This window comes from Streptomyces carpinensis (assembly GCF_002154505.1).
Classification (GTDB): domain Bacteria; phylum Actinomycetota; class Actinomycetes; order Streptomycetales; family Streptomycetaceae; genus Streptomyces; species Streptomyces carpinensis.
In genome coordinates, this window is the sequence record NZ_MUBM01000019.1 from 1 (window position 1) to 23,724 (window position 23,724).

At 69.6% G+C, this 23,724-nt stretch carries 21 protein-coding genes, 1 tRNA gene and 1 pseudogene; 12 read left to right on the forward strand and 11 right to left on the reverse strand.

The genetic code is table 11. From position 1 onward, the window contains the following. The 7 genes from BZY54_RS03630 to BZY54_RS03665 all read left to right on the forward strand — a co-directional run. Window positions 1-324, forward strand: a 324-nt coding sequence (locus BZY54_RS03630; protein ID WP_143667988.1) for an FHA domain-containing protein, incomplete at its 5' end; no start/stop codon positions are given. A gap of 10 nt (window positions 325-334) precedes the next feature. Then, the gene (locus BZY54_RS03635; protein ID WP_086723076.1) at window positions 335-847 is read left to right on the forward strand and encodes an FHA domain-containing protein FhaB/FipA; all 513 of its coding nucleotides are present in this window, start codon (window positions 335-337) and stop codon (window positions 845-847) included. Window positions 848-987: 140 nt separating this feature from the next. Beyond that, window positions 988-2,538, forward strand: a complete 1,551-nt coding sequence (locus BZY54_RS03640; protein WP_208640539.1) for a Stp1/IreP family PP2C-type Ser/Thr phosphatase — start codon at window positions 988-990, stop codon at window positions 2,536-2,538. Window positions 2,539-2,565: 27 nt separating this feature from the next. Next, window positions 2,566-4,005: an FtsW/RodA/SpoVE family cell cycle protein gene (locus BZY54_RS03645; protein ID WP_086723079.1), complete on the forward strand. Its 1,440-nt coding sequence runs from the start codon at window positions 2,566-2,568 to the stop codon at window positions 4,003-4,005. Then, window positions 4,002-5,486, forward strand: coding sequence for a penicillin-binding transpeptidase domain-containing protein (locus BZY54_RS03650; RefSeq protein ID WP_086723080.1), 1,485 nt, complete (start codon window positions 4,002-4,004; stop codon window positions 5,484-5,486). Before BZY54_RS03645 ends, BZY54_RS03650 begins: the two co-directional genes overlap by 4 nt. Before the next feature lie 169 nt (window positions 5,487-5,655). Further along, window positions 5,656-7,659 carry a Stk1 family PASTA domain-containing Ser/Thr kinase gene (pknB, locus tag BZY54_RS03660; protein ID WP_086723081.1) on the forward strand — a complete coding sequence of 668 codons (2,004 nt, stop codon included), beginning with the start codon at window positions 5,656-5,658 and terminating at the stop codon, window positions 7,657-7,659. Window positions 7,660-7,876: 217 nt separating this feature from the next. After that, the gene (locus tag BZY54_RS03665; protein WP_086723094.1) at window positions 7,877-8,926 is read left to right on the forward strand and encodes a restriction endonuclease; all 1,050 of its coding nucleotides are present in this window, start codon (window positions 7,877-7,879) and stop codon (window positions 8,924-8,926) included. 97 nt (window positions 8,927-9,023) lie between these two features. On the opposite strand, the gene BZY54_RS03670 is transcribed toward BZY54_RS03665, so the two are convergent. From BZY54_RS03670 to BZY54_RS03690, 5 genes are all read right to left on the reverse strand, one after another. Then, entirely contained in the window at window positions 9,024-9,773 is a 750-nt protein-coding gene (locus BZY54_RS03670) for a class E sortase (RefSeq protein WP_086723082.1), read from the reverse strand. Between the two features lie 14 nt (window positions 9,774-9,787). Then, window positions 9,788-11,071: a class E sortase gene (locus tag BZY54_RS03675; protein ID WP_167413938.1), complete on the reverse strand. Its 1,284-nt coding sequence runs from the start codon at window positions 11,069-11,071 to the stop codon at window positions 9,788-9,790. Next, window positions 11,068-11,706, reverse strand: coding sequence for an aminodeoxychorismate/anthranilate synthase component II (locus BZY54_RS03680; protein WP_086723083.1), 639 nt, complete (start codon window positions 11,704-11,706; stop codon window positions 11,068-11,070). The genes BZY54_RS03675 and BZY54_RS03680 overlap by 4 nt, the downstream gene beginning before the upstream one ends. Further along, window positions 11,703-11,885, reverse strand: coding sequence for a hypothetical protein (locus BZY54_RS03685; RefSeq protein ID WP_167413937.1), 183 nt, complete (start codon window positions 11,883-11,885; stop codon window positions 11,703-11,705). Before BZY54_RS03685 ends, BZY54_RS03680 begins: the two co-directional genes overlap by 4 nt. A gap of 155 nt (window positions 11,886-12,040) precedes the next feature. Continuing rightward, on the reverse strand, window positions 12,041-12,820 hold the full coding sequence (locus tag BZY54_RS03690) for a DUF881 domain-containing protein (protein WP_086723085.1): 780 nt from the start codon (window positions 12,818-12,820) through the stop codon (window positions 12,041-12,043). A gap of 152 nt (window positions 12,821-12,972) precedes the next feature. Here BZY54_RS03690 and crgA point away from each other — a divergent pair, with 152 nt between their 5' ends. Further along, window positions 12,973-13,227, forward strand: coding sequence for a cell division protein CrgA (gene crgA / locus BZY54_RS03695; RefSeq protein ID WP_086723086.1), 255 nt, complete (start codon window positions 12,973-12,975; stop codon window positions 13,225-13,227). Between the two features lie 326 nt (window positions 13,228-13,553). Here the strand turns inward: crgA and BZY54_RS03700 are convergent, their stop codons facing one another. Next, entirely contained in the window at window positions 13,554-14,444 is an 891-nt protein-coding gene (locus BZY54_RS03700) for a rhomboid family intramembrane serine protease (protein WP_086723087.1), read from the reverse strand. Between the two features lie 134 nt (window positions 14,445-14,578). Then, entirely contained in the window at window positions 14,579-15,109 is a 531-nt protein-coding gene (locus BZY54_RS03705) for a peptidylprolyl isomerase (RefSeq protein WP_086723088.1), read from the reverse strand. 405 nt (window positions 15,110-15,514) lie between these two features. On the opposite strand from BZY54_RS03705, the gene BZY54_RS03710 reads away from it, so the two are divergent. Beyond that, complete coding sequence (locus tag BZY54_RS03710; RefSeq protein WP_086723089.1) at window positions 15,515-16,225, forward strand: DUF5324 family protein; 711 nt, start codon at window positions 15,515-15,517, stop codon at window positions 16,223-16,225. A gap of 362 nt (window positions 16,226-16,587) precedes the next feature. Here the strand turns inward: BZY54_RS03710 and BZY54_RS03715 are convergent. Further along, a pseudogene (locus BZY54_RS03715) lies at window positions 16,588-18,660 on the reverse strand (SpoIIE family protein phosphatase); the annotation flags it as partial. A gap of 185 nt (window positions 18,661-18,845) precedes the next feature. Further along, window positions 18,846-18,918, reverse strand: a tRNA-Ala gene (locus BZY54_RS03720). A gap of 182 nt (window positions 18,919-19,100) precedes the next feature. Here BZY54_RS03720 and BZY54_RS03725 point away from each other — a divergent pair. Both BZY54_RS03725 and BZY54_RS03730 read left to right on the forward strand, forming a co-directional pair. Then, a complete protein-coding gene (locus tag BZY54_RS03725) occupies window positions 19,101-19,649 on the forward strand; it encodes a helix-turn-helix domain-containing protein (protein ID WP_086723090.1) in 549 nt (182 codons plus the stop codon). Between the two features lie 77 nt (window positions 19,650-19,726). Continuing rightward, entirely contained in the window at window positions 19,727-21,196 is a 1,470-nt protein-coding gene (locus tag BZY54_RS03730; RefSeq protein ID WP_086723091.1) for a serine/threonine-protein kinase, read from the forward strand. A 16-nt stretch (window positions 21,197-21,212) separates the two neighbouring features. On the opposite strand, the gene BZY54_RS03735 is transcribed toward BZY54_RS03730, so the two are convergent. Together BZY54_RS03735 and BZY54_RS52750 are read right to left on the reverse strand one after the other, a co-directional pair. Then, window positions 21,213-22,634: a hypothetical protein gene (locus tag BZY54_RS03735; RefSeq protein ID WP_244216940.1), complete on the reverse strand. Its 1,422-nt coding sequence runs from the start codon at window positions 22,632-22,634 to the stop codon at window positions 21,213-21,215. Window positions 22,635-22,925: 291 nt separating this feature from the next. Then, a complete protein-coding gene (locus BZY54_RS52750; RefSeq protein ID WP_003999697.1) occupies window positions 22,926-23,054 on the reverse strand; it encodes a DLW-39 family protein in 129 nt (42 codons plus the stop codon). Between the two features lie 337 nt (window positions 23,055-23,391). On the opposite strand from BZY54_RS52750, the gene BZY54_RS03745 reads away from it, so the two are divergent. Then, on the forward strand, window positions 23,392-23,724 hold a 333-nt coding region (locus BZY54_RS03745), incomplete at its 3' end, for a DUF6344 domain-containing protein (protein WP_086723093.1).

Sequence of the window (23,724 nt, forward strand, 5' to 3'; positions counted from 1 at the left end):
CCCGCCGCCCACCGGCCCCCGCAGGGCCCCACCGCCGGCGGACGCACCCGCTACTGGATCGAGATCAACGGCAACCGCCACCAGATCTCCCGCCCGACGCTGGTGCTGGGCCGCAGCACCGACGCCGACGTGCGGATCGACGACCCCGGCGTCTCCCGCCGGCACTGCGAGATCCGGACCGGAACGCCCTCGACGATCCAGGATCTCGGGTCCACCAACGGCATCGTGGTGGACGGGCAGCACACCACCCGCGCTACGCTCCGCGACGGCTCGCGGATCGTCGTGGGCAGCACCACCGTTATCTATAGGCAAGCCGAAGGGTGAACCGGGGGCAATGTCAGAGCTGACCCTCACGGTCATGCGGCTGGGTTTCCTGGCCGTACTGTGGCTGTTCGTGATCGTGGCCGTGCAGGTCATCCGCAGCGACCTGTTCGGTACGCGCGTCACCCAGCGGGGGGCCCGCCGGGACGCCGGCCGACCGCAGCAGGCCGCACGGCAGGCCGCGCCCCCGCAGCAGCGCGGTCAGCAGGCCGGCGGCCGGCAGCGCCGCAACGCCCCCACCAAGCTCGTGGTGACCGAGGGCACCCTCACCGGCACCACCGTCGCGCTGCAGGGCCAGACCATCACGCTGGGCCGCGCGCACGACTCCACGATCGTGCTGGACGACGACTACGCCTCCAGCCGTCATGCCAGGATCTACCCGGACCGCGACGGCCAGTGGATCGTCGAGGACCTCGGATCCACCAACGGCACGTACCTGGACCGGTCCCGGCTGACGACACCCACGCCGATCCCGCTGGGCGCGCCGATCCGCATCGGCAAGACCGTCATCGAGCTGCGGAAGTAGTGCTACATCATGAGTGAGCGCGAGCGGAGCGAGCACGCAACGGAGGCCGGCACCCCGGGCCCCGGCGCGCTCCCGACCGGAGGGTGGGCAGTGTGGCTCGACACGATCGGCTGTATCCGGAGCCGACGGGCGAGGTGCGCATGAGTCTGTCACTGCGCTTCGCCGCCGGATCGCACAAAGGCATGATCCGCGAGGGCAACGAGGACTCCGGTTACGCCGGTCCGCGCCTGCTCGCCATCGCCGACGGCATGGGCGGCCAGGCCGCCGGCGAGGTCGCCTCCTCCGAGGTGATCTCCACCATCGTCGCCCTCGACGACGACATCCCCGGCTCCGACATCCTCACCTCGCTCGGCGCCGCCGTACAGCGCGCCAACGACCAGCTGCGCGCCATGGTCGAGGAGGACCCCCAGCTCGAAGGCATGGGGACGACCCTCACCGCCCTGCTGTGGACCGGCCAGCGGCTCGGCCTGGTGCACGTCGGCGACTCGCGCGCCTACCTGCTGCGCGACGGCGTACTGACCCAGATCACCCAGGACCACACCTGGGTGCAGCGCCTGGTCGACGAGGGACGCATCACCGAGGAGGAGGCCAGCACCCACCCGCAGCGCGCCCTCCTCATGCGCGCCCTCGGCAGCGCCGAGCACGTCGAGCCGGACCTGTCCATCCGCGAGGTGAGGGCCGGCGACCGCTACCTGATCTGCTCCGACGGCCTGTCCGGCGTCGTCTCCCACCAGACGATGGAGGAGACCCTCGCCAGCTACCAGGGCCCGCAGGAGACCGTGCAGGAGCTGATCCAGCTCGCGCTGCGCGGCGGCGGCCCCGACAACATCACCGTCATCATCGCCGACGTCCTCGACCTGGACACCGGGGACACCCTCGCCGGGCAGCTGTCCGACACCCCGGTCGTGGTCGGCGCGGTCGCCGAGAACCAGAACCACCTGCACGACAACGGCATCATGCAGACCCCGGCCGGCCGTGCCGCCGGCCTGGGACGCCAGGTGCCCGGCCAGGGCGGCGGCGAGTTCGGCCCGCCCGGCTCCGGCGACACCACCGGCTTCGTCCCGGCGGGCGGCTTCGACGCCTACGGCGACGACGACTTCGTCAAGCCGCGCAAAGGCCGAAGGTGGCTGAAGGGCTCCCTGTACGGCGTGCTCGCGCTCGCCGTCATCGGCGGCGGCCTGTACGGCGGCTACCGCTGGACGCAGACGCAGTACTTCGTCGGCGCCAACGACGAGCACGTCGCGCTCTACCGGGGCATCAGCCAGGACCTGGCCTGGGTGAAGCTGTCCAAGGTGGAGACGGACCACCCCGAGATCGAACTCAAGTACCTGCCGCCGTACCAGCAGAAGCAGGTCAAGGCGACGATCGCCGAGGGCGGTCTGCAGGACGCCAGGAAGAAGATCGACGAGCTGTCGGTGCAGGCCTCCGCGTGCAGGAAGGAGGCGGAGCGCAGCGCCGTCGAGAACGACGCCAAGGCGGGTCAGAGCAAGGCCGACGGCACCACAGGCATCGGTACGACCACGGGAACCACCCGCGCCTCCTTCACGTCCAAGGCCACACCGACGCCGAATCCGTCGACGTCCAAGACCCCGTCCTCCCCGTCCAAGTCCGCGACCGCGCCCACTTCCAGCCCCGGCCCCACTCTCTCGGAGGAAGAGCAGAAGGTCGTCTCGCAGTGCGGTAAGCAGTAGGCAAGCCGTGAGAGGCCCTGTCACACGATGAGCAGTACTACCAACTCGCCGACGCACCACACGTCCACGATCGGCGCCATCGGCGCGCCGAGCCGACGCAACACCGAGCTCGCGCTGCTGATCTTCGCCGTCGCCATCCCGGTGTTCGCCTACGCCAACGTGGGCCTGGCCATCGACAACCGGGTACCCTCCGGCCTGCTGAGCTACGGCCTGGGCCTCGGCCTGCTGGCCGGCGTCGCCCATCTCGTCGTACGCAAGTTCGCCCCCTACGCGGACCCGCTGCTGCTCCCACTGGCCACGCTGCTGAACGGACTCGGCCTGGTCGTCATCTGGCGGCTGGACCAGTCCAAGCTGCTTCAGGCCATCGGTCAGGCCGGTGACAAGGCACCCAACCAGCTGATGTACACAGCCATGGGCATCGCGCTGTTCGTCGTCGCGCTGATCTTCCTCAAGGACCACCGCGTCCTGCAGCGCTACACCTACATCTCCATGGTCGCCGCGCTGGTCCTGCTGCTGCTGCCGCTGGTCCCGGGCCTCGGACTGCCCGTCTACGGCGCGAAGATCTGGATCCACGTCGGCAGCTTCTCCATCCAGCCCGGTGAGTTCGCGAAGATCGTCCTCGCGGTCTTCTTCGCCGGATACCTGATGGTGAAGCGGGACGCGCTCGCCCTGGCCAGCCGCCGCTTCATGGGCCTCTACCTGCCACGCGGCCGCGACCTCGGCCCGATCCTGGTCGTCTGGGTCATCTCGATCCTCATCCTGGTCTTCGAGACCGACCTCGGCACCTCGCTGCTGTTCTTCGGCATGTTCGTGATCATGCTGTACGTCGCCACCGAGCGGACCAGCTGGATCGTCTTCGGTCTGCTGATGTCCGCGGTCGGCGCCGTCGGCGTGGCCAGCTTCGAACCGCACGTGCACCAGCGCGTCCAGGCCTGGCTGAACCCGATGAACGAGTACAAGCTGAGCCGGTCGGGCGCGCCCGGCATGCACTCCGAACAGCTGCAGCAGGCCCTGTGGGCGTTCGGCTCCGGCGGCACCCTCGGCTCCGGCCTCGGCCAGGGCCACTCCGACCTCATCCGGTTCGCCGCCAACTCCGACTTCATCCTCGCCACCTTCGGCGAGGAACTGGGCCTGGCCGGCATCATGGCGATCCTGCTGATCTACGGCCTGATCGTGGAGCGCGGCGTGCGCACCGCGCTGGCCGCCCGCGACCCCTTCGGCAAACTGCTCGCCATCGGCCTGTCCGGCGCCTTCGCACTCCAGGTCTTCGTCGTGTCCGGCGGTGTGATGGGCCTCATCCCGCTGACCGGTATGACGATGCCGTTCCTGGCGTACGGCGGCTCCTCCGTCATCGCCAACTGGGCCCTCATCGGCGTACTGATCCGGATCAGCGACACCGCGCGCCGCCCGGCGCCCGCCCCCGCCTCGAACCCCGACGCCGAGATGACCCAGGTGGTCCGCCCGTGAACAAGCCCCTGCGCCGAATCGCGATCTTCTGCGGCCTGCTGGTCCTCACGCTGCTCATCCGCGACAACTGGCTCCAGTACGTCAAGGCCGACGGCCTGAAGAACGACGAGAACAACCGCCGCGTCACCATCGCCCGCTACTCCACCCCGCGCGGCGACATCATCGTCGGCGGCTCCCCGATCACCGGGTCCACGGAGACCAAGAGCAACGGGCTCAACGACCTGAAGTACAAGCGGACGTACAAGGACGGCCCCATGTGGGCACCCGTCACCGGCTACGCCTCGCAGTCCTTCGGCGCCACGCAGCTGGAGAACATCGACGACGCCATACTCACCGGCAACGACGACCGGCTCTTCTTCCGCAACACCCTGGACATGGTCACGGGCAAGCCCAAGCAGGGCGGCAACGTCGTCACCACCCTCAACGCGGCCGCGCAGAAGGCGGCGTACAACGGTCTCAAGGGCCACGGCAAGGGCGCCGTCGTCGCGCTGGAGCCCTCCACCGGCAAGATCCTGGCGCTGGCCTCCTACCCGTCGTACGACCCCTCGTCGTTCGCCGGCACCTCGAAGTCCGACGGCGACGCCTGGAACAAGCTCCTGAAGAAGAACAACTCCAGCGAGCCGACGCTGAACCGGGCGCTGCGCGAGACCTACCCGCCCGGCTCCACCTTCAAGGTGGTCACCGCGGCCGCCGCGCTGGAGAACGGTCTGTACACCTCGGCCGACGAGAACACCAAGTCGCCGCTGCCGTGGACCATGCCGGGCACCAGGACCGAGCTGAAGAACGAGGGCAACATCCCCTGCGAGAACGCCACCATGCGCATCGCGCTGCGGTACTCCTGCAACTCCGTCTTCGGCAAGATCGGATCCGACCTCGGCAACGCCAAGATGCTCGAGGAGGCGAAGAAGTTCGGCTTCACCAGCGAGCAGTTCACGCCGGTCCGCTCCAACGCCTCGGTGTTCTCCGACGGCATGAACCAGTCGCAGACCGCGCTGTCCTCGATCGGCCAGTACAACACCGCCGCGACCCCGCTGCAGATGGCCATGGTCGCCTCGGCGGTCGCCAACGACGGCAAGCTGATGAAGCCGTACATGGTCGACAAGCTCACCTCGCCGAACCTGGACACCCTGGAGCAGACCCAGCCGGAGGAGCTGAGCCGGCCGCTGTCCTCGAAGAACGCCCAGATCCTGCAGTCGATGATGGAGACGGTCGTCAAGGACGGCACGGGCACGAACGCCCAGATCGGCGGCGGCGTCACCGTGGGCGGCAAGACCGGTACCGCCCAGCACGGCGTCGCCAACAGCGAGAAGCCGTACGCCTGGTTCATCTCCTACGCCAAGACCAGCGACGGCAGCTCTCCGGTCGCGGTGGCCGTGGTGGTCGAGGACGACAACGCCAACCGTCAGGACATCTCCGGTGGCGGCCTCGCGGCCCCCATCGCGAAGAACGTGATGGAGGCGGTCATCAACTCCAAGAAGTGACCCCTGTCACGTCCCCTTCACATCGGTGCACGTTGGGATACCGGTCCTGTATCGGGTGACGGTCTTGGCCAGGTCACACAAAGCGAGCCGGGTACGGTAGGCCCGGACGGCAGCTCCGGCGGCACACGTGGTGCCGGTCGGGACCGACGGAGAGGGCTGGTAGGTAGCTATGGAAGAGCCGCGTCGCCTCGGCGGCCGGTACGAGCTGGGCCAGGTGCTCGGCCGTGGTGGCATGGCGGAGGTGTACCTCGCGCATGACACCCGCCTGGGCCGCACCGTGGCGGTGAAGACACTGCGCGCCGACCTGGCGCGCGATCCTTCCTTCCAGGCCCGGTTCCGCCGGGAGGCCCAGTCGGCCGCCTCGCTCAACCATCCCGCGATCGTCGCGGTCTACGACACGGGCGAGGACTACATCGACGGGGTCTCGATCCCGTACATCGTGATGGAGTACGTCGACGGCTCCACACTCCGTGAGCTTCTGCACAGCGGCCGCAAGCTGCTGCCCGAGCGGGCCATGGAGATGACCATCGGCATCCTCCAGGGCCTGGAGTACGCCCACCGCAACGGCATCGTCCACCGCGACATCAAGCCGGCGAACGTCATGCTGACCCGCAACGGCCAGGTCAAGGTGATGGACTTCGGCATCGCCCGCGCCATGGGCGACTCCGGCATGACGATGACGCAGACGGCGGCCGTCATCGGCACCGCCCAGTACCTCTCGCCGGAACAGGCGAAGGGCGAGCAGGTCGACGCCCGTTCGGACCTGTACTCGACGGGTTGCCTGCTGTACGAGCTGCTGACCGTCCGCCCGCCGTTCGTCGGCGACTCCCCGGTCGCGGTGGCCTACCAGCACGTCCGCGAGGAACCCCAGCCACCGAGCGTCTTCGACCCCGAGATCACGCCCGAGATGGACGCGATCGTGCTGCGGGCGCTGGTGAAGGACCCCGACTACCGCTACCAGTCGGCCGACGAGATGCGCGCCGACATCGAGGCCTGCCTCGACGGCCAGCCCGTCGCGGCCACGGCCGCGATGGGCGCCGTGAACTACGGCGGCTACCCCGACGACCAGCCGACCACGGCACTGCGCCCCGACGCGGGCGCCCCCGCCACGACGATGCTGCCGCCGATGAACCCGGACGACGGCGGCTACGGCTACGACGACCGCCCCGACCGGCGCCGCCAGCAGAAGAAGTCCAACACCTCGACGATCCTCCTGGTCGTCGCCGGCGTCCTGGTGCTCCTCGGCGCCATTCTGATCGGCAAGTGGGTCTTCAGCGGCAGCGGCGGCGCGGGCAACGACACGGTGCCGGTACCGAACTTCGTCGACCAGACGAGGGCCGACGCGAAGTCCATGGCGGACAACGTCGGCCTGAAGGTGACCTTCACCCAGAAGACCTGCGAGAACGAGCCCAAGGGCAAGGTCTGCGACCAGGACCCGGCCAAGGGCAACGAGGTCAAGAAGGGCACCACCGTCAACCTCACGCTGTCGACCGGGGCCCCGAAGGTGGCCGTCCCCAGCGTGCTGGGCCTCAGCCTCGACGACGCCAAGGCGAAGCTCGAGGGCAACGACTACAAGTTCAAGGTCGAGACCCAGTTCAGGGAGTCGACGGAGAACGCGAACACCGTCCTGGACCAGGACCCGGTGAACGGCAAGGAAGTACAGAAGGGTTCGACGGTCACCCTGATCGTCGCCAAGGCCGCCGAGAAGGTGACAGTCCCGGACGTCACGAACCAGTCCTGCGAAGACGCCAAGAAGCAACTGGAGGCGAGCAACCTCAGCGGCAACTGCACCGAAGTGCCCAACAACGATCCCACCAAGGCCGGCAAGGTCATCCAGACCTCGCCGACGGCGGGCTCACCGGTCGATAAGGGCTCCACGGTGACGATCCAGATCGGCCAGCAGGTCCAGCAGCAGAAGACCCCGGTTCCGAGCGTCGTAGGCATGACGGTGGCGCAGGCCAAGCAGACCCTGAACCAGGCCGGCTTCACCAACGTCCAGGTCCCGGGCAACTCGGACGACAACGCGCTCGTCATAAGGCAGGACCCGAAGGGCAACCAGCAGGTCGACGACCCTGCGAACACCCAGGTCACCCTGACCACCTTCGGCGGTGGCGGAGGCAACAACAACGGCCCCGGCAACGGCGGCAACAACAACGGCGGCATCTTCGGCTGACCGCCCGGCCGGGCCCCGAGCCCGACGAACGGAGCCTCGGTTTCCCTTCCTGGAAGGGAAACCGAGGCTCCGTTGCTTGGGGCCCGCTACTCAAACGCACATCCGCTCGCATTTCGCTCGTGTCTTCTCATGTCATCACTCGTTGATCGGCTGGGGTGGGGACTCGCAGCTCTCTGCCCTGGCCATGCCGCCCGCCCGCCGACAGAAGGGCAAGAACATGATCAACGACTCAGCGCTCCTGGAATCAAGGAGCCTGCGCGACAGCGTGATGGACCGCACGGACGTGCTCGACAGGGTAAAAGCCCTGTCGCTGCTGCCGGACGGAATGCACGTGACCACCGCGATGGTCGCGGCGTACTTCGAGGTGGCCGAAACCGTCGTCAACAACCTGCTCAGCCGCCACCGGCAGGAGCTCGAGTCCAACGGGCTGCGCGTGCTGCGCGGCGCTGACCTGCGAGAATTTCAGAAACTCAATCTGAGTTCCTCTTCCGGAGGCTATCCACAGAGGCGCTCCGGCCTGGCCGTCTGGTCACGCCGCGCCATCCTCAACGTCGCCATGCTCCTCCGCGACAGCGATGTCGCCCGCCAGGTACGCACCTACCTCCTCGACATGGAATACCTGGCGCGCACACAGCCTGTGGAAAACTCGCCGCAGCCGGACGTCGCCTCCCTCGACGACCGCATCGACCAGCGCATCACCCACATCCTCGGCAAGACCGTCGTGCCCATGTTCAACGCCCTGATCGAGACGTCGGGCGAGCACCGCAGGGAGCTGATGGCGCTGCGAGCGGGCGTCCAGCACATCGAGAGGCGACTGCAGCAGCACCACGCACGCCTCCGAAGGCTGGAGAGTCCCCGCGACGATCGCCCCCTCGCCGGAGTCATGGCCGCCATGGACGCCATGACCGGCCGCGAGTTCGAGCACCACATCGCCACGCTCCTGCGCCGCGACGGCTGCACCAGCGTCGTCGTCCTCGGACGCCACGGAGACCGGGGCGTCGACATCACCGCGCTCACGGCCGACGGCCGACGCCTCGTCGCCCAGTGCAAGAGGTTCGCGCCCCACCTGCACATCACCAGTCCCGAGGTCCAGAAGTTCGTCGGGTCCGCCAAGGTTCTCTACGCCGCGGACGTGGCGCTCTTCGTGGCGACCTGCCGCTTCACACCCGACGCCCTCAGCATCGCCGAGGAAGCCGGCATCACTGCCGTACACCGTGGCCCACTGGAGAAGTGGGCCGCAGGCGAGCTGCTCACGGCGCTGAAGTAGGGCCGAGGACGACAGAAAGAGGCCCGAAGCCGCAAAGGAAGGTTGCGGCTTCGGGCCTCAGCCATGCTAGATGACCGAGCTCCTGCGAGGAGCTCGGTCACCGCAGTTCCTTCGGCAGCGTCCGCTTGCTGTCCACCTTGTCCACACGCACCAGCTCCCCCCACACCACGTACCGGTACCGGCTCGTGTACACCGGCGTGCAGGTCGTCAGGGTGATGTAGTGGCCGGGCTTGGTCACGCCCGACTCCTTCGGGACCTGTGCCAGGACGTCGACGTTGAACTTCGAGGTCTCGGGCAGGATGTCGAAGACCTTGTAGACGTACCACTTGTCCCGGGTCTCGAAGACGACCGGGTCACCCTTCTCGATCTTGTCGATGTTGTGGAACTTCGCGCCGTGGCCGTCCCGATGGGCGGCGAGGGTGAAGTTGCCGGCCTTGCCCGTCATCGGCAGGGTCGCCTTGACCGGGTCGACGTAGTAGCCGGCCACGCCGTCGTTCAGGACGTCCGTCGACGTGCCCTTCTTCACCAGGACCTCGCCGTTGTGCATGGCCGGCACATGCAGGAAGCCGATGCCGTCCTTGGTGTCCAGCGCGCCGGGGGCGCCGGGGGCGGAGTGCGCCCACTCGTCGCGGACCTTGTGGCCCTGCCGGTCGGCATTGCGGTCCGCTACGACGTTGGTCCACCACAGCGAGTAGGCGACGAACAGACCGAGCACCAGGCCCACCGTGATGAGGAGTTCACCGAAGACGCTGACGGCCAGGGCCAGCCGGCCGGAGCCCCGGCGGCGCGGGCGCGGTGCGGGCCCGCCGTGGGTGTGCTCTGCCGTGTCGTCCGTGGTCGCTGCCACTGATCATCCGCCTTTTAACTCACGAGCGCATCCGGCTTGCCCTTGCTGCGCGGCCGTTCCTCGACCATCTTGCCCCAGACGATCAACCGGTACTTGCTGGTGAACTCCGGTGTGCAGGTGGTGAGTGTGATGTAGCGACCGGGTTCGGTGAACCCCGACCCCTTGGGGATGGGATCCAGGACACCGATGTTGGCCGGTGACGTCACCGGCAGCGTCGACGTCGTCTTGTAGACGAAGTAGGTGTCCTGCGTCTCCACGACGATCGGATCGCCCGGTTTGAGCCTGTTGATGTACCGGAACGGCTCGCCGTGGGTGTTGCGGTGGCCGGCGAGCCCGAAGTTGCCCGTCTTCGCCTCCGGCATCGCCGTGTTGAGGTCGCCCTGCCCGTAGTGCCCGACCATGCCCTTGTCCAGCACTTTCGTCTTGCTGGTGCCCTCGGCGATCGGCACCACCACGTCCAGCTTCGGGATGTGCAGGATGGCGAAGCCCTGCCCCGGCTCGAAGGTCCCCGGGTTGCGCTTGCCGCTCGCCCAGTCGTCCTGGAGCTGGTGCGCCTCGTTGCCCGCCTGCGCGTGCGCCCGGACGTTCGTCCACCACAGCTGGTAGGTGACGAACAGCAGCATCACCACACCGGTGGTGATGAACGCCTCGCCGACGATCCGGCTGGCGACCACGCCCGGGCTGGGCTTGCGCGCCCGCGCCAGCCGGCGTGCCTCCACCCGGGAGAGGGGAGCGGACCGCTGATCCGCGGGCGCGCCGTCTCGCCCCGACACCTCGGCCCCATGACGCCCGTGACGGCCCCTGGCGGCCTTTCTACGGGCCGCACGGCCGCCGTGTGGGCTTTCAGACGGGCTTCCGGTCGTTCCGGCCGCAGCGGTGCGCGCTGAGCCTTCTGAGGCCCTGGGCGGCGGATCAGGCACCCGCAGCCCCACCGTCTCCTCAGGGAGGGAAGGCACATACGGCGCCTCGGCGGCCGGAGGCACATACGGCGGCGCCTCGGCGGCCGGAGGAACGTACGGCGGCTGGGCAGGCGGAGGCACATACGGTGCCTCCGGGGGGTAGGCCCCGTACGGCGCTTCGGTGGGAGAAGGCACGTACTGCGGCTCGGGGTGGGGAGGCACGTACGGGGCCTCGGCGGGAGAAGGTACGTACGGCCGTTCGGAGGGTGAAGACGCGTACGGCGCCGCCGAGTCACGCGGGTCGTACGGCACCGAGGCGTACGGGTCCTCGGAGGCGTCGTAGCCCTCCGAGCCGTACCAGCCGGCGCCGGACTCGCGCTCGGGGCGCAGCGCGGTCACGCCGTGGCCCTGCCCACCACCGGGGCGAGCCCCGCCGATCTCGCCACAGCCCCCTCGTCACCGCACTCCGCCAGCCAGTTGGCCAGCATCCGGTGCCCGTGCTCGGTGAGCACGGACTCGGGATGGAACTGCACGCCCTCCACAGGCAGGTCCCGGTGGCGCAGACCCATGATGATGCCGTCGTGGGTACGGGCGGTGACCTCCAGCTCGTCCGGCACGGTCGGAGGCATCGCGGCCAGCGAGTGGTACCGGGTCGCCGTGAACGGGGAAGGAAGGCCGGCGAAGACGCCCCTGCCCTCATGCTCCACCAGCGAGGTCTTGCCGTGCAGCAGCTCGGGCGCCCGGTCCACCACTCCGCCGTACGCCACCTGCATGGACTGCATCCCCAGGCACACACCGAAGACGGGGACCCCGGTCCCGGCACAGTGCCGCACCATGTCCACGCACACACCGGCCTGCTCGGGAGTACCCGGGCCCGGCGAGAGCAGCACACCGTCGAAGCCGTCCTGAGCGTGCGCCGTGGACACCTCGTCGTTGCGCAGCACCTCGCACTCGGCGCCGAGCTGGTACAGGTACTGGACGAGGTTGAAGACGAAGCTGTCGTAGTTGTCGACGACGAGGATCCGCGCACTCACTGGTTGTTCACCGTCACATCGTTGAAGGGAAGCAGCGGTTCGGCCCACGGGAAGACGTACTGGAAGAGGACGTAGACCACGGCCAGGACCAGCACCAGTGAGATCAGCGCCTTGGCCCACACGTTCCCCGGCAGATGCCGCCAGATCCAGCCGTACATGCCGTCCCTTTCTTTCACCACGGCACCAGACTCACGCCGTACGGCACCAGACTAACGGCGCGGCGCCTTCGGTTTCCCGGCCTCCGCAGGGTCGGGCGGAAGCTGTTCCACGTGAAACCAGGACACGTGGCGGCGACGACCCCGGGGTGTCCGCCGGTCGCGGTGAGGACGACCGGCTACTTCACGGGCTTCGCGTAGTGCAGGTCCACCGTGCCCGAGTAGCCGGGCAGGGTCACCGTCCCATCCTCCGTGACCTTCCAGCCGAGGCCGTAGACGTTGACGTACACCATGTAGTTCTGGATCGCCGGGGAGTCCGCCAGCGCCTTCTGCAGCCGGTCCGGGTCGCCGACCGCCGTGATCTTGTAGGGCGGGGAGTAGACGCGGCCCTGGAGGATCAGCGTGTTGCCCACGCAGCGCACCGCGCTGGTGGAGATCAGCCGCTGGTCCATGACCTTGATGCCCCGCGCCCCACCGTTCCACAGGGCGTTGACCACGGCCTGGAGGTCCTGCTGGTGGATGACCAGGTAGTCGGGCTGTGGCTCGGGGTAACCAGGGAGCTTGGCGGTCGCGTTCGGCGGGGCGTCGTTGAGGGTGACCGACACGGCCTTCCCCTTGACCGCCTGCGTCCCCGCGCTCTTCTCCAGACCGGTCAGCTTCTCGTCCTGGGCCTTGGTCCTGCCGTCGTCACTCTCGGCGAGGGACTCGACATCGCCACGCAGGGCGGCGTTGGACTCGTCCAGTTCCTTGTTCTTCCGGCTGCGCTCCTGGATGAGGTCCGACAGCTTCAGCAGCGAGGTGTCCGTCCGGATATTGGTGCCCTTGGCCGTATTGAAACTGGTGAAGAATATGAGCCCGGCGAGGGCGAAAACGGCCACGGTGAGGATCCGCACCGGCCGGAAACGGCGCGTACGGACCGGGCTGGCTCCCGTCCCCGGGGAGTCGGCAGAATTGCTCAACGTACCCTTATCTCCTTCGGCGCCACGGAAGCACTACGCTAACGGACGCCCGGGGGAGCGTTCGGTTTCCCCCAGCAGTCCCACCGTGTACGCCCCCGGAGCAAGCCCAGTTCCCTGCGCGGCCACGCAGCGCATCGACAGGAGAGACCCTCGTGCCGAAGTCACGGATCCGCAAGAAGGCCGACTACACGCCGCCGCCCGCGAAGCAGGCGACGAGCCTCAAGCTGGAGAGCCGCGGCTGGGTGGCGCCTGTGATGCTCGCCATGTTCGTCATCGGCCTGGCCTGGATCGTCGTCTTCTACGTGACCGACGGCTCGCTGCCCATCAACGCTCTGGACAACTGGAACATCGTGGTCGGCTTCGGCTTCATCGCGGCCGGATTCGGCGTCTCCACGCAGTGGAAGTAGCCGTCCGCTCGCGACGCGAGCAGACGGCTTTCGGCAGTGGAAGCGGAGTCTGCCGTGGGGTGAACCCAGCTCTGCCCACGGCTATCCGCTGAGTTATCCACAGCCTGGGTCGAATTTCCACACGAAGCCTGGGGAAAACCCGACGATCTGTGGATAACCAGTCGACCATTGACGCCGGTACGACTGTCACACCACCCCATGGACACCCGTTCGCCCCCTGTCTGACCTGCGCAAACACAGGTGAGCGACAGGGGGCACAGTTGTTCCCGCACACTATGCACAAGATTCGGCACGGACTGTGGACAACGGCCGGCCGGCGGCTCGTCTCAGGTGAGCTGGGCCGTTCTCAGCACCGTCATGACGACGACGACCGCCAGCACCAGCGCACACGTCCCGTACTGCACCAGCGTCCGGCGCTCGCGCGGGGCGTGGACCATCGCGTAGCCGACGACCACGCCGGCGACCAGGCCGCCGATGTGCGCCTGCCAGGCGATGTTGCTCCAGCCGAAGGTGATGATCAGGTTGACCACCAGCAGCGCGATGACCGGCCGCATGTCGTACCTGAGGCGGCGCATCAGGACCGCGGTCGCGCCGAAGAGGCCGAAGATGGCGCCGGAGGCGCCGAGGGAGGGCTGGTTGGGGGCGGCGACCAGGTAGGTGAGCGCGCTGCCGGCCAGTCCGGAGACAAAGTAGAGGGCCAGGTAGCGGGCACGGCCGAGGGCCGCTTCCAGGGGACCGCCGATCCACCACAGGCTGAGCATGTTGAACAGGATGTGGATGTAACTGCCGTGCAGGAACATCGCGGTCAGCAGCCGGTAGTACTGACCATGGGCAATGCCCTCGATGCCGCCGAGGAGGGGCACGTAGGCCTGGCCGATCAGCTCGAACCGGTTGGTGAAGCGGTCTCCGACGGACAGCTGGACCAGGAACACGGCCAGGTTGATGCCGATCAGCACCTTGGTGAGCAGACGCGGATCGGCCGCCACGCTGCCACCGGCGATCGTCCGGGGCCGGGACGCGGCCGGGGAGTGCCCCGTGCCGGAGCCGCCGCGGGCGCAGTCGGGGCACTGGAAGCCCACGGAGGCGTTGACCATGCACTCCGGGCAGATCGGCCGCTCGCAGCGGGTGCAGCGGATGCCTGTCTCGCGGTCCGGGTGCCGGTAGCAGGTGGGCAGGCTGCTTCGTGCCTCCGACCGGCCGCTTGGCGCCTGTTCCATGGGGTCCCCTCATGTTCGCTCTGGACGGTGCGCGGCTCGCCGTGGGCAACGCACCGCCCCGCTCATCCTTACGGACGAGCGGGGCGTTTGGTTCCCTCGCCGGGCCGGGGAACGGCTGGGTCGTCCGCCTGTGCTCAGGCCCCGCGGGTCTCGACGACGACCGACTCGATCACCACGTCGTTGAGGGGGCGGTCGTTGCGGTTGGTCTTCGTGCTCGCGATGGCGTCGACGACCTTCTGGCTGGCCGGGTCGGTGACCTCGCCGAAGATGGTGTGCTTGCGGGTCAGCCAGGCCGTCGGGGCGACGGTGACGAAGAACTGGGAGCCGTTGGTGCCGGGGCCCGCGTTGGCCATCGCCAGCAGGTAGGGCTTGTTGAAGGCGAGGTCCGGGTGGAACTCGTCCTCGAACGTGTAGCCGGGGCCGCCGGTGCCGTTGCCCAGCGGGTCACCGCCCTGGATCATGAAACCGCTGATCACCCGGTGGAAGACCGTGCCGTCGTACAGCTTCGCCGTGGACTTCTCGCCGGTGGCGGGGTGCGTCCACTCGCGCTCGCCCTTGGCGAGCTCCACGAAGTTGCGGACCGTCTTGGGGGCGTGGTCCGGCAGGAGCCGGATCTCGATGTCGCCGTGGTTGGTCTTCAGGGTGGCGTAGAGCTGCTCAGCCACGATCTGCCTTCCGTTGTCTTCCCTTAACCCTCCGATCCTCGCACGGTGGGCAGCCCGCGTCGCCCGGCGCCCGCGTCCGGGCGGACATCCGCCGGAATCGGTTGCGGAATTCGGGGTCAGTCCACTCGGGTCGGGAGCGCTGCGCGGCGATCCGTGGCATTGTCATCGACAAGCTCCCGTTGCCCCGTATTCATCCGCAATTGCACTCCGATCGTCTCGCGTGACCGTTCCGGCGGTCCGTGACCGTCTCCCGGTGGCTTTCCGATCAGGAAGAGCCGTCGGGGACCTGAGTCGTCGCCCGTGACACGGATGCCCGTGCACACATGCTCGCGGGCTCGTTGACAGGCATGATCCGTAAAAGGGTGGAAAGTCGAATTACCGTACGCCACCGAGGAGGAGGAACCCGTGACCCGCATCGATAGCGTGCGCGCCGCGACCGGCTCGGCGAAGGACAGCGTGCTGCACGCCGCGGAAGTGGTGGCGCCCTACGCCGACACGGCCAGGGAGAGGGCCGCGCACTACGCGCACGAGGCACGCGTACGGCTCGCGCCGAAGGTGTCCCTGGCCGCCGACCAGGCCCGCGTGCAGTACGGCACCTATGTCGCGCCCCGGCTGGAGCAGGCTCGCACGCAGGCCATGACGTATGTGCCGCCGAAGATCGACCTGGCCGCGCAGGAGGCGGCCGAGCGGACGCGCAAGGCCGCCCGGCAGGCCGCCGAGTACTCCAGGCCGAGGATCGAGCAGGCGATGGCCGCGGCCGGGCCGGTCGCGGACGAGGCTGCCGCGCGAGGTGCCGCGGCGCTGGTCGCGCTGCGCGGCCAGGTCCCGGCGCAGAAGATCCAGAAGCTGGCCCGCAGGCAGAGCCGGCGGGCACGGGCCGGCCGTATCGCGAAGGTGCTCGCGATGGTGGGTGTGCTCGCGGGCAGTGCCTTCGCCGCCTGGAAGTGGTGGGACAAGCAGGCCAACCCCGACTGGCTGGTGGAACCGCCGGCCGCGACCGAGGTTCCCGACAACGGTCGGCTGACGTCGGTGGACGGCAGCGGCCAGTCGGTCCTGGACCCCGAGGTCGAGGCGAAGGAGGCCGAGGAGGCGGCGGACCGCGACGAGCAGGGCTGACCGCGCCCTACGGTGGCGGTGCGGCCGCCGGGTGGCGGTTCGTCTTGGGCCCGGCCCCTCGCGGTAGCTCCCTGTCGGTGCGCGTTCTCGCGGATCGGCGGGGAGCTTCGTCGTGCGCGGCCCTGCTCCTGGCCTTTCTTCCGGGTGGGCGTCTGCGTGGCTCCGGGCAGCGTCCGGTTGCTCTGGGCGATCCGGCTGCTCGGGGCGTTCCGGCTGCTCTGGGCAGTCCGACTGCTTCGGTCGCCGGCTCCGCGAGGCCGGCGTGATCCGAACGCGAGGCGCTGGGCGAGTGGCTGCTCGGTCCAGATGGTCTTGCCGTTGTCGCTGTAGCGGGTGCCCCAGCGCTGTGTGAGGCTCGCGACGAGCAGCAGTCCGCGTCCGCCCTCGTCGTACGTCCGGGCCCGGCGCAGGTGAGGGGCGGTGCTGCTGCCGTCGGAGACCTCGCAGATGAGCGAGGAGGTGTCCCGGAGCAGGCGCAGCACGACGGGGTCGGCACCGTAGCGGATGGCGTTGGTGACCAGTTCGCTGGTGATGAGTTCGGTGGTGAAGACGACGTCCTCTCCGAGCCCCCACTCCCTCAGCCGGGCGGCCGCGCGTTCCCGGCAGGGTGCGACGACCGCGGGATCGCTGGGCAGGTCCCAGGAGGCCAGTCGGTCGCTGCCGAGGCGGTGGGGGCGGGCGAGGAGCAGGGCCACGTCCTCGGTCGGCTGGGCCGGCACGAGGTGGGCGACGACGCGGTCGCACACCGTCTGGAGCGACTCGGCGGGTTGAGCGAGCAGTGCGTGCAGTTCGGCCCGTGCCGTGTCGGGGCCCTTGTCGGAGGCGTGCAGGAGCCCGTTGGTGAAGAACGCGAGAAGGCTGCCGGCCGGGAGGTCGAACTCGGTGGCCTCGAACTTGAGGCCGCCGCCTCCCAGCGGGGGGCCGGGCAGCACGGGGAGTTCCTCGACGCGGCCGTCGGGGTGGATGAGGACCGGCTCGGGGTGGCCGGCGGACGCCATGGAGCAGCGGCCGGTGACCGGGTCGTAGGCCGCGTAGAGGCAGGTGGCGCCTGCCACCGGGACACCGCCGGCGTGGGCCGCCTCCTCCTGGTCCAGTTTGATCACGATGTCGTCGAGGTGGGTGAGCAGTTCGTCGGGAGCCAGTTCCACGTCGGCGAGCGTTCGCACCGCGGTGCGCATCCTGCCCATGGTCGCGGTGGCCCGGATACCGCTTCCGACGACGTCGCCGACGGTCAGGGCGACCCGGGCTCCGGAGAGGGGTACGACGTCGAACCAGTCGCCGCCGCTGCCGGTGGTGCTCGTGCTCTGCAGGTAGCAGGAGGCGATGTCCACGGCTTGGTGCTCGGTGGCGTGGCCGGGCAGCAGGCTTCGTTGCAGGGCGAGTGCGGTCTTCCGTTCCCGGCTGTAGCGCAGGCAGTTGTCCAGGCACACGGCGGTGCGGGCGGCCAGGTCGCGGGCGAGGTGGACATCGGCCTTGTCGAAGACGGGGTGGCGGCGGTGTCTGGCGAAGGTGACGATGCCCAGGGTGGTGCCGCGGGCCAGCATGGGGACGAGCAGTGCGGCTCGTTGCCTGTGCGGCTCGTCCGCCTCGGCCGGGGTGGCGGTTCCGTCCGGCGGCGGCCGGTCCTCGTCCGGGACGCCGGGTGGCCAGGAGGTGTCTCCTCGGGGCTGGCCGTCCTGGAGGACGCGTCCGATCAGTGAGTCGCGGGCGACGGAGTGCACGCCTCCCGTCGCCGCGGTCGGTTCCGGTGGACAGCCGGGGGCCGAACCCGATGCGACGCGCCGGAACTCGATCGCTTCGCCGTCGAGTTCGGGTGGCCCGTCGCTGAGTTCGGTGCCGCTGCCCTCGCCGTCCCAGACCTCTGCGAGCAGGTCGACGGTCACGCGCTCGGCGAAGGTCTCGGTTGCCAGGTCCGTCAGCTCCCGGGCGGTGTGCCAGACGTCCAGGGTGCTGCCGATCCGTGCGCTGGCCTGGCTGAGTACCGCCAGGCTGCGTCGTGCCCAGAACTGTTCGGTGGTGTCGAGGGTGGCGGCGGACACTCCGAGGAGTTCGCCTTCGGGGCTGCGTAGCGGGGAGAGCGTGACCCGCCAGGTGAGCGTCGTCCCGTCCAGCGTCACCGTGCTCTGCCACGATTCCGCCTCGCCGGTGCGCATCACCCGATCGACGGCGTCGCTGAACTCGCGGCCGCCCTCGATGGTGATCCCGGGCTCGATCTCCCCCGCCGAAAGCCCCAGCATCGCCTCCGCGGGCCGGTTGGAGACCAGTGCGGCGGCGCGGTTCAGCCACACGAGCCGTCGGCTCGTGTCGAAGAAGGTGACGGGGATCGGCAGCTGGTCGAGCAGGTGCCGCTCGCGCGCGATGGCCAGGGCCAGGGCGTTCCCGCCGGCGCATCGGATCCCGAAGGAGTCGCTTCCGCTCGCACCGTGCCTGCCCATGCGTTGCACACCTGTCCGTTCCCGGCGACCGCCTCGATGCACCTTTCAGCCAAGAATGCCCCTTCAGGGCGTTCTGTGCGAGGTTGATCGGGAGGGGGCGCCGGGGCGGGAGCCGTGGGCGCCGTACTGTGCGAAAAAAGCCCACCTGACCGGCGTTTCCGCAGGTCAGGTGGGCTTTGGTGCGGTGGAGCCTAGGGGAGTCGAACCCCTGACATCTGCCATGCAAAGACAGCGCTCTACCAACTGAGCTAAGGCCCCGCAGAGGAGCATCCGCCCGGACGAACCGGCCGCCGGTCGGGTGCCGCAGACCAGAGTACCGGGTCACCCCCCGGATCTCGCAAAAAGATTGGGGGTCCCCGTGGCCGACCACTCTCCGTAAGATGCTCCGCGTGGTTCGCTACAGCGAACCACGGTACTCGGGGAAGCGATGGGGAGACGCAATGGACGCCGCACAGCAGGAAGCCACCGCAAGAGCGCGGGAACTGCAGCGGAACTGGTACGGGGAGCCGTTGGGGGCGCTCTTCCGTAAGCTCATAGACGACCTGGGCCTCAACCAGGCCCGGCTGGCGGGGGTACTGGGGCTGTCCGCACCGATGCTGTCGCAGCTGATGAGCGGCCAGCGCGCGAAGATCGGTAATCCAGCGGTCGTCCAGCGGGTGCAGCTGCTGCAGGAACTTGCGGGGCAGGTGGCGGACGGCAGCGTCAGCGCGGCCGAGGCGACCGAGCGCATGGAGGAGATCAAGAGGTCGCAGGGGGGCTCGGTGCTCAGCAACACCACGCAGACGACGAGCAGTTCGGGAGCGCCGACGGTCAAGCGCGTGGTCCGCGAGATCCAGTCGCTGCTGCGTTCGGTCGCCGCCGCCGGCGACATCATCGATGCGGCCGACAGCCTCGCCCCCGCCCACCCCGAACTGGCGGAGTTCCTTCGGGTGTACGGCGCGGGTCGCACCTCCGACGCGGTCGCGCACTACCAGTCCCACCAGAACTGACGCCCCGGGAGGCGTCGCCTCGCGCGTCGCGGGGGAGGCAAGGGGGGTAGCCGCAGGGGGAGGAGCGACGCACAGCCATGGGTGAGGTCTTCGCCGGCCGGTACGAGCTGGCCGACCCGATCGGGCGCGGTGGGGTCGGCGCCGTCTGGCGTGTCTGGGACCACCGACGCCGCCGGTACGTGGCCGCAAAGGTGCTCCAGCAGCGCGACGCCCACTCCCTGCTGCGTTTCGTGCGGGAGCAGGCGCTGCGGATCGAGCACCCCCATGTGCTGGCACCGGCCAGCTGGGCCGCCGACGACGACAAGGTCCTGTTCACGATGGACCTGGTGGCCGGCGGCTCGCTCGTCCACCTGGTCGGCGACTACGGCCCGCTGTCTCCGGCGTTCGTCTGCACCCTCCTGGACCAGTTGCTGTCGGGACTCGCCGCCGTGCACGCGGAAGGGGTCGTACACCGCGACATCAAGCCCGCCAACGTGCTTCTGGAGGCCACCGGCACAGGACGCCCCAGACTGCGGCTGTCCGACTTCGGTATCGCCATGCGGCTGGGCGAACCGCGGCTGACCGAGACCAACCTCGTGGTGGGGACCCCCGGTTATCTCGCTCCCGAGCAGATGATGGGCGCGGAACCGGACTTCCCCGCCGACCTGTTCGCCACCGGTCTGGTCGCCCTCTATCTGCTGCAGGGTGCCAAGCCGGACGCCAAGGCGCTCGTGGAGTACTTCGCCAAGCATGGAACGCCGGGTGCCCCCAAGGGCGTTCCCGAGCCGTTGTGGCAGGTCGTGGCGGCACTGCTGCAACCGGATCCGCTGGCCCGGTTCCGTACGGCCACGGGGGCGCGCAAGGCCCTCGCCGCGGCCGCCGAGCTCCTCGGGGAGCCGGGGCCGGAAGAGGAGCAGATCGAGGTCTTCGACCAACTCGGCCCGCTGCCACCGGGCTTCGGTCCGGACGGCCCGCTCGAACTCGGTGCGGGTGTGGTGGTCGACACAGCGACGGCGACGGGCGGCACCCGTGGGTCGGCTCGGCCGACCCCCGCCGTCGCCTCCTCCGAGGCTTCTGGGACGGACGGCACAGGCACGCCCCGTGGCTCGGAGCCGGCCGACGGAACCGAGGGGACCCACGGGACCGGCAGGGCTGATGGCACCCACCGGGCCGCCGGGCCGAAGGGGGCTGACGGGGCGGAGGCAGCTGACGGGGCAAAGGAGGCTGACGGGGCGGAGGGGGCCTGGACGCCGACCGGAAAGCCCGGCGGTTCGATGCCGTCCGACCAGGACACCGGCAGCTTCCGTCTGCCCCCGCCGGCAGGCCCCCACGATCCCACTCGTGCGCTGCCGCCCTTCCCCCGTGCGGGCGCCTTCGCCGCGGCCCCTGCTTCCACTGCCTCGTACACCGCCGAGGTCCCACAGGTCCCCGTTCCGGCGCAGGAAGTCTCACGGCACCGCGCCGTACGTCCCCGTCGTACCGGTCCGCCCGCCAAGGTGGTGCTGCCGCTCCTGCTCCTCGCGCTGGCCTGCTACGCGGTGGGTTTCTGGGCCCTGGCCCGCCTCTGAGGGGCTGCCCGTTCCTCTACCAGGCTCCCGCCCGCCGCCGGGCGGCCAGCGTCCACGCCCCGAGGACGGCCAGCAGGACGGTCCCCGCGCCGATGCCGCCCACGGCGAGCGCGCGCAGCGCCGCGGAGCCGCCGCCCGCCCCGGCCGCGGTCGCCGCCTCCCGGTCCTGGGCCGTGACCGCGAACAGGTTTCGTGGCTCGGACCGGCCCGCGTATCCCGGCCCCGGCCGCGCCCTGCCGTCCACCCGCACCCGCAGGGTCAGAACGTAGGGTCCCCGGCCGAACGTGTTCGCCGTCTGGGCGGCCAGGTGCACGACCAGGTAGTAGGAGCCGGCGAACCGCATGGCCTTCACCTGGTCGGCGAAACCGTAGCGGTTGGCGTAGGCGACGGGCGGCAGGGGCGCGAGCCCGGCGGAGGTGGGCCGGCCGCTGTAACCGGCGTACGCGTCCTCGACGGAGCCGCGCACCGGGTTGTAGAGCGACAGCGTCAGCGCGCCGTCGGCATAGCCGCTGCCGCCGCTGGAGCCGCCCAGCTCGGCGGTGGCGTTCAGTCGCTGTCCCCAGTCGACCGGGATCTTGTAGAAGAGTGTCTGACCGGGCCGGATCCGGTCCTGCCAGATGCCTTGCCCGACCGTCGCGGCCGTGGCGAAGCCGGCACCGCCGGATCGGTCCACCGTCTGCCCGTCGATCGGCTCGGGCGAGACCGAGTCCCACGTCTGCGGCGCCCGCGTCGCACCGGTCCGTTCCAGGGTCGGCTCCGTCACGGTGGCCAGTTCCAGGGGCCAGGTGCCCGGCGAGGAGCCCGCGGCCGCGATGCGCTCGACGAGGACGTAGTACGTACCGGCTCCCTGGCACAGCGTGCGGCCGGGGGAGGCCTCGCGCGTGCCCCACGCGGCGATCGGGTGCGCGCTGCGGCTCGTGCCGAAGCGAGTGGCCTGGTAGGAGCAGGCGTTGCCCTGGGCGTCCTGCACGGAGACGCGCAGGCCGTCCGTGGCGGAGACCGTGCTGCCCGTGCCGGGGACGGCGGTGGCGGAGACGTAGGCGGTGGACGTGGCGTCGAGGTCGAGACGGTAGTAGAGCCGGCCGTTCACCGGCAGGGAGCTTGCGTAGGTGCGGCCGGGCTCCAGGCTCCTGGCGCCCGAGGTCGTCGTCGCCCCGGCGACGGACCGTGCGCCGTCGGTGAAGGCGTACGCGCCCGGTGTCCCCTCCGCGACCGCGCTCATCCCCGGCGCGAGGGCCGCCACCAGGCCCAGCACCGCCACGACGACTGCCAGGCGGACGACGACGGCGGCGGTGGTGGCCCGTCCGACCGAAGACGGCCGCTCCTCCACGGGCTTGCGTCCGGCCGCGGATCCTCCCCCAGTCGCAGGTCCCCGCACCGTGGCGGACTCCCGCACCGTGGCGGACTCCCGCTCCGCCGCGACCTCCCGCTCCGCCACGGGTTCCCGCCTCGCCACGGACCGCCGTCCAGCCGTGGGCCGTCTCATCCCGCGCCACCCCTCGCGTTCGCCGCCGCCTCGGACGTCGCCCATCCTGCCCCGCGGGCCGTTGCGCCATCCGCCCGTTCCGCACGAGCGTCCGAAACGGCCGCCTCATGAGTCGGCGACTACCCCATTGGCCACAGCACCGCAACACGAGGATCTTTCACCAGGCCCGGACGGCCGGCGCCGGCAACACAAAACCCCGACCGCAACGGCGGTCGGGGCCTGCTCAGTATCGGATGTCGATGCTCACGAACCCGTGGGCACGGAGTCAGTCGCCTCCGTCCACAGATCCTGCTCGGCGCGATCCGCCTGGATCTGGCGGTACACGAGGAGCCCGCCGATGGCGGCCAGTGCGACCAGGAGAAGCTTCTTCACCGCGCGACCTCGTCTTTCCTTGACGTAGGGGACCTCTGGCGCCCGACTATACACACCGACCGATATCGATCGGTGACCTGCGGGGGCCCCCAACTACGGGGTGCCGGAGCGCAGTAGAAGCGGACCAGATCCATCCGGCCGGAGCGTGATCACGCCCGCACGGACGGTCACTTCGCCCACTTCCCTCCCGTCTCCGTACTTTTTCGCCCTTCGTGCGCCCATCCGAGTGGTGTTCATCCGAAGAACGACGCGCCACGGGCGTCGGTCCCACACTTCGCGCCGCTCATACACATGATGAGCAAAGTACGCAAATCGCCCAACCCGAAAGTGAGGGGACATGGACCAGCACAAGGTCGTCAAGCTGTGGACCGCCATCGTCACCGCCTTCCTCGCGCTCTGCACGGCGCTCGGACTCATCACCACGACCGCCGCTACGGCGAACGCCGCGCGGCAGTCGGAGACGGCATCCAAGAGCACCAGCACCCGGCTGCGAGCACAGACGACGTCACTGTCACCCTGGTCCAGGCCACACGGCCGGTCCCTGCCCCCCACGATGAAACAGCGGATCCGCGCCGAGGCCCACGGAAAGTCCCCCAGCTGCCGGCACCGCCCGCTGACCGACGCTCCTTCGCTGGCCACCGACCCGCAATGCGCCCCCGCGGAACCCCCG

Excerpts from the sequence above, each read along its gene's own strand:
- BZY54_RS03635 (WP_086723076.1), top strand. The coding sequence starts at position 335 with ATGTCAGAGCTGACCCTCACGGTCATGCGGCTGGGTTTCCTGGCCGTA.
- BZY54_RS03640 (WP_208640539.1), top strand. The coding sequence starts at position 988 with ATGAGTCTGTCACTGCGCTTCGCCGCCGGATCGCACAAAGGCATGATC.
- BZY54_RS03645 (WP_086723079.1), top strand. The coding sequence starts at position 2,566 with ATGAGCAGTACTACCAACTCGCCGACGCACCACACGTCCACGATCGGC.
- pknB (WP_086723081.1), top strand. The coding sequence starts at position 5,656 with ATGGAAGAGCCGCGTCGCCTCGGCGGCCGGTACGAGCTGGGCCAGGTG.
- BZY54_RS03665 (WP_086723094.1), top strand. The coding sequence starts at position 7,877 with ATGATCAACGACTCAGCGCTCCTGGAATCAAGGAGCCTGCGCGACAGC.
- BZY54_RS03700 (WP_086723087.1), bottom strand. The coding sequence starts at position 14,444 with ATGGAACAGGCGCCAAGCGGCCGGTCGGAGGCACGAAGCAGCCTGCCC.
- BZY54_RS03725 (WP_086723090.1), top strand. The coding sequence starts at position 19,101 with ATGGACGCCGCACAGCAGGAAGCCACCGCAAGAGCGCGGGAACTGCAG.
- BZY54_RS03730 (WP_086723091.1), top strand. The coding sequence starts at position 19,727 with ATGGGTGAGGTCTTCGCCGGCCGGTACGAGCTGGCCGACCCGATCGGG.